The sequence below is a fragment of the Mycobacterium sp. UM_Kg1 genome (assembly GCF_000972925.1).
In the GTDB taxonomy this organism is placed as follows: Bacteria; Actinomycetota; Actinomycetes; order Mycobacteriales; family Mycobacteriaceae; genus Mycobacterium; species Mycobacterium hiberniae.
On sequence record NZ_JRMK01000208.1, the window covers coordinates 1 to 5,025 of the forward strand.

Consider the following 5,025-nt stretch of genomic DNA (forward strand, 5'->3'; position numbering starts at 1 on the left):
GACGACGGCCGACGCGTCGTGGCTGCGTTTCGGCGAGCGGCCAAAGATCATGGACTGAGTCAACCGACAATGGTGCCATTAGTCAATGGCAATGTGGGCAGCCGTGCCCGGCCGCGGGGGACGGGCACGGCTGTCGCACCACAAGCGGGGCTAGGTGAACAGCCCGGTCAGCCAGTCCAGGTCGAACAGGTTGGCGTCCGCCACGGTGATACCCGGGTCGATGTCGACGTCGGCCACCGGAATGGTGGAGGTCAACGCGTTACCGATCATCTCGGGCAGCTTGTCGAACAGGTAGGCGAAGGTGCCGTTCGCGGTGAGCAGGCCCTCCCACGGCGCCCGCGGAACGCCGCCGTCCTCGTCCCACACGATGTAGCCGTTGAGCAGTGCGTCGAACGGGTCCTGCGGCGGGTTGCCCGGGTTGATGGTCAGGTTCTCGGCCAGCGCGAACTGGAAGCCCAGGAACGGCTCCCAGATGGACTTGGCGGCGCTCTTCCAGAAGGCGAAGTCGTCGAACACGTCCTGCAGGTTGGTCCAGACCTGGCTCAGATCGGTGCCGATGCCGAGGATTCCGGTGACCTCTTCGCCTCCGGCCACGTGGTTGAACAGCGGCTGGAAGATGTACTGCGCGCCGAAGACCAGGTCCCAGTTGATCAGGTTCCAGGCGTGGGTGACGTCACCGACCTTGAGGAACTCGATGATCTCCGGGAGGGTGTTCTCCAGTCCGCGAATCGGGCCGATACCCGACCACATGCCCTCGATGCCGTCCCACGAGCCCTGCAGGCTGTCGCGGGCGACGTCGCCGTAGTAGCTGCCGAGCTCACCGATGGCCGAGAAGATCGGGTTCGGGCCCGAGAGCAGGTCCGCCAGGTAGTCCAGGTTCTCCGCCGTGGTGGCGGTGAGCTCGATCGCGGGTTGGTGGGCACCGACCGACGCCAGCGGTGCGACCGGGTTCACCGCGATCACGCCGGCGCCGGCCAGGGCGATGCCGGCGGCCAGGAGGCCCCCGGTCTGTGCGGTGCCGCGTTCTGCGGCGGCAAAGGCGAGTTGCATTGCTATCTCCTAAGTTTCACCTCAACTGAGGCGAGGCTGGTTCTGTGGGTACTGCGGCGCCAACGTAACCAGACACCTAAGAGTTAGGCAAGGCTTTCCTAAGTGTGTTACCCATCACAAAGTAGGGCAAGGCTAACCTTACTTACCTCGATCGTGTAGCGTCGCTCGGCATGAGTTCGTCGCCTTCTGATGCCATCGGTGTCGCGCTGCGCGAGATCCTGCGTGACGACCTGAACGTCGACCTCAACCGGGTGACGCCGGATTCGCGGCTGGTCGATGACGTCGGCCTGGATTCGGTGGCGTTCGCGATCGGCATGGTGGCCATCGAAGACCGGCTGGGCGTGGCGCTGTCCGAAGAAGACCTGTTGACCTGCGACACGGTCGGGGATCTCGAGGCCGCCATCCGGGCGAAAGCCCCCGCCGACGCGTGAGCGTGCTCGCGCAAGCCCTGAGCCGGGCGATGACCGGCTCGGCGCATGACTTGGTGGTCTTCGACACCGACTCCGGCGCATGGCAGCGGCACCCCTGGCAGCAGGTGCACGCCCGCGCGGAGAGCATCGCGGCCCAGATCCTCGACGGCGACGCGGACGGGGCGGTGGGGCTGGTCGGAGAACCGACCGCCGACCTGGTCGCCGCCATCCAGGGCGCGTGGCTGGCCGGCCGCAGCGTGTCGATCCTGCCCGGGCCGGTCCGCGGCGCCGACCCGGCGCAGTGGGCGCAGGCGACGCTGGATCGCTTCCAGGGTGTCGGTGTCGCGACAGTGCTCAGCCACGGCCAGGTGTTTGACCTGTTGCGGGCAGCCGAGTCCGTCCCTGTGGCGGTGGCTGACGTCGCCGTGGCTGCCGCAGCCGGCCGCACCGTCACGCCGGTCGCCGCGAACGCCGACACCCCCGCGGTGTTGCAGGGCACTGCCGGGTCCACCGGTACCCCGCGTACCGCCCAGCTCTCGCCGGCCGCCGTGCTGGCCAATGTCGCCGGGCTGAGCAGCCACGTCGATGTCGACCCGGCGAACGATGTGGGTTGCAGCTGGCTGCCGCTCTATCACGACATGGGGCTGACCTTCCTGCTCAGCGCGGCGCTGACCGGCTCGGAGCAGTGGTTGGCGCCCACCGCCGCGTTCGCCGCCTCGCCGTTTCGGTGGCTGTCGTGGCTGCATGACAGCCGCGCCACCATGACCGCGGCCCCCAACTTCGCCTACAGCGTGATCGGCAAATACGCCCGACGCGTCCCCGAAGTGGATCTGGGCCGGCTGCGGGTCGCCATCAACGGCGGCGAACCCGTCGACTGTGAAGGGCTGCAACGATTCGTCACCGAACTCGCCAAGTTCGGCCTGGACCCCGGTGCGCTCATGCCGTCCTACGGCCTGGCCGAGGCCACCTGCGCGGTGACGGCGCCGCGGCCCGGCACCGGTCTGCAGTACGACGAACTGACCGGCCCCGTCGGCGAGGGCGTGGCGACCGTCCGCCGGCATGCGGTGCTGGGAGAACCGATCCCCGGGATGCAGGTCCGGATCCGCCCGGTGGCGCAGCACCACGAGGAGGGGCCGCAGCGCGACGTCGGCGAGGTCGAGATCCGCGGAACGTCGATGATGTCGGGCTACCTCGGCCAGGCCACCCTGGCCCCGGGTGAGTGGTTTCCCACCGGGGACCTCGGCTATCTCACCGACGCGGGTCTGGTGGTCTGCGGACGGGCCAAGGAGATCATCACGATCGCCGGGCGCAACGTGTTCCCCACCGAGATCGAGCGGGTCGCGGCTGAAGTGCGTGGGGTCCGGGAGGGTGCGGTGGTGGCGGTCGGCACCGACGGAATCCGCCCCGGACTGGTGATCGCCGCGGAGTTCCGCGGCCGCGACGAGGCCGGTGCGCGTGCCGACCTGATCTCCCGGGTGGCATCGCAGTGCGGGGTGGTGCCCGCCGATGTGGTGTTCCTGGCCCCGGGATCGCTACCCCGGACGTCATCGGGGAAGCTGCGGCGCCTGGACGTCAAACGGAACCTGGAGGCCATGAAGTGACCGCCGCTGTCGACAGCTACCGCGCCCTGCTGGATCAGGTGTTCGACCAGCAGGTGGTGGACTGGACCGCGCAGGCCGAAGCCACCGAGCGTTTTCCGCGCGCTCTGATCGAGCATTTGGGCCGCAGCGGGGTATTCGCGCAGAAGTGGAGCAACGGCCAGCATCCCGACGTCGCCAAGCTGGTGGCCCTGGCATTCAAACTGGGCCACCTGCGGTCGGCCGGTATTGGGGTCGGGGTGAGCCTGCACGACTCGGCGATCGCGATCCTGCGCCGATTCGGGCGATCGGAGTATCTGCAGAACATCTGCGCGCAGGCCATCGCCGGCCAGGCGGTGCTCTGTATCGGCGCATCGGAGGAGTCCGGCGGTTCGGACCTGCAGATCGTCGAGACCGAAGTGCGTTCGGTGCGTGACGGTTACGAAGTGCGCGGCCGCAAGAAGTTCGTGTCCCTGTCACCGATCGCCGACCACATCATCGTGGTGGCTCGCGGTGTGGACCACGATGAGAACAGCCGGCACGGCAATGTCTGTGTGATCGCGGTCCCGATTTCCCAAGTGCACGTCAACGAGCCCTATCGCAAGGTGGGGGCCGGGCCGCTGGACACCGCCGCGGTCGATATCGACACCTGGGTGCCCGCCGACGCCCTGATCGCCCGCCCGGGCACCGGTTTGGCCGCCATTTCCTGGGGCCTGGCGCATGAGCGCATGTCGATCGCGGGACAGGTCGCGGCGTCGTGCCAGCTGGTGCTCGGTCTGACCCATGCGCGGATGATGCGCCGCCGGCAGTTCGGTGCAACCCTGTTCGAACATCAGGCGCTGCGGATGCGGGTGGCTGACCTGCAGGCCCGCGTGGACATGGTTCGCCACGCGCTCAACGGCATTGCCGCCGAAGGAAAGCTCGATCTGCGTGCCGCCGCGGCCATGAAAGTCACCGCGGCCCGCCTCGGCGAAGAGGTGTTCTCCGAATGCATGCACATCTTCGGGGGGTCGGGCTACCTGGTCGATGAGACACCGATCGGGCGCTGGTGGCGCGACATGAAGCTGGCCCGGGTGGGTGGCGGAACCGATGAGGTGCTCTGGGAATTGGTCGCGGCCGGAATGCGCCCGGACTACGACGGCTACGCCGAGTTGTTCGAGAGCGGGTCGTCGTCGGGGTAGCGCAGTACGGCGTAGAGCGCCATCCGGCGATAGCCCATGTCGTGTTCACCGAGGAAGGTGCCGCCGACATACTCGGCCAGCCGGCGCATGGCCGTGTTGCGGTACTCGGGTTCGAACATCATGCGCCGGCACTGTGGTTCGAGCTCGAACACGCTTTTCATCCCCCGCGGCAACAGGATCGCCGCGAATCCCCGATTGACCGCCGCGAGGTCGGCCACCGCCCCGTGCATGCCCAGATCGTAGGGGTGGGCGGAGTAGTACTTGGCGATGGAATCCTTTGACGCTCGGTACAATTCGATGTAGCCGCTGTCTTGTCCGTGCCGGCTGACGATCAAGGGGCGGGTGAAGCTGCCGGCGACGAGGGCGCTCAGGTAGGCGTGCCAGCGCTCCGGCGGCCAGGCGGACTCCCACGTCTGCGCCAGATGTGGCCGGTTCATCCACTCGGAGACCATCTCGGCGTCGGCATCGGGGTCGGCTACCCGGATGGAGTAGGGGGCGGCCAGAACCGGAATCGGCGGTGCCGGAACGCGGCGAACCTCGTCGGGGATGTCCGCGAGCTCACGGGGCACAATGTTGGCGGCGTCAGTCATAACGAACGGTCAGCCTACCCGAGCGCCCGTCCGTCAAAGTGAGGCTAGGGTAACCTAGGTTCGAAGTGGCGGCGGGCGCTGCGCCCGGCTCCGCGGGGGTGGGCCACCGTTGGCGAAAGGACCGTGATGGCGCGCGGCGTACAGGGTGCGATTCTGCGAGGTTTCGGCGCCCGCGACCACACCGTAACGGTGCTCGAGCTGTCTCTTATACACATCT

General features: G+C 67.9%; 4 protein-coding genes and 1 pseudogene. 3 read left to right on the forward strand and 2 right to left on the reverse strand.

All coding sequences use genetic code 11. The features are described 5' to 3' along the window. Window positions 1-150: 150 nt before the first annotated feature. Window positions 151-1,050: a hypothetical protein gene (locus tag LI92_RS19715; protein WP_046321946.1), complete on the reverse strand. Its 900-nt coding sequence runs from the start codon at window positions 1,048-1,050 to the stop codon at window positions 151-153. A gap of 167 nt (window positions 1,051-1,217) precedes the next feature. Here LI92_RS19715 and LI92_RS19720 point away from each other — a divergent pair. The 3 genes and pseudogenes from LI92_RS19720 to mbtN all read left to right on the forward strand — a co-directional run. Further along, window positions 1,218-1,481, forward strand: a pseudogene (locus LI92_RS19720) (acyl carrier protein); the annotation flags it as partial. Next, window positions 1,478-3,061, forward strand: coding sequence for a long-chain-fatty acid--ACP ligase MbtM (gene mbtM / locus LI92_RS19725; RefSeq protein WP_046321949.1), 1,584 nt, complete (start codon window positions 1,478-1,480; stop codon window positions 3,059-3,061). The pseudogene LI92_RS19720 and the gene mbtM, both read left to right, overlap by 4 nt. Next, window positions 3,058-4,218 (forward strand): mycobactin biosynthesis acyl-ACP dehydrogenase MbtN, encoded by a 1,161-nt coding sequence (gene mbtN, locus LI92_RS19730; protein WP_046321950.1) that lies wholly within the window; start codon window positions 3,058-3,060, stop codon window positions 4,216-4,218. Before mbtM ends, mbtN begins: the two co-directional genes overlap by 4 nt. Here mbtN and LI92_RS19735 read toward each other — a convergent pair. Next, on the reverse strand, window positions 4,179-4,808 hold the full coding sequence (locus LI92_RS19735) for a GNAT family N-acetyltransferase (RefSeq protein WP_046321952.1): 630 nt from the start codon (window positions 4,806-4,808) through the stop codon (window positions 4,179-4,181). The two genes, mbtN and LI92_RS19735, sit on opposite strands and share 40 nt — an antisense overlap. Window positions 4,809-5,025: the final 217 nt, after the last annotated feature.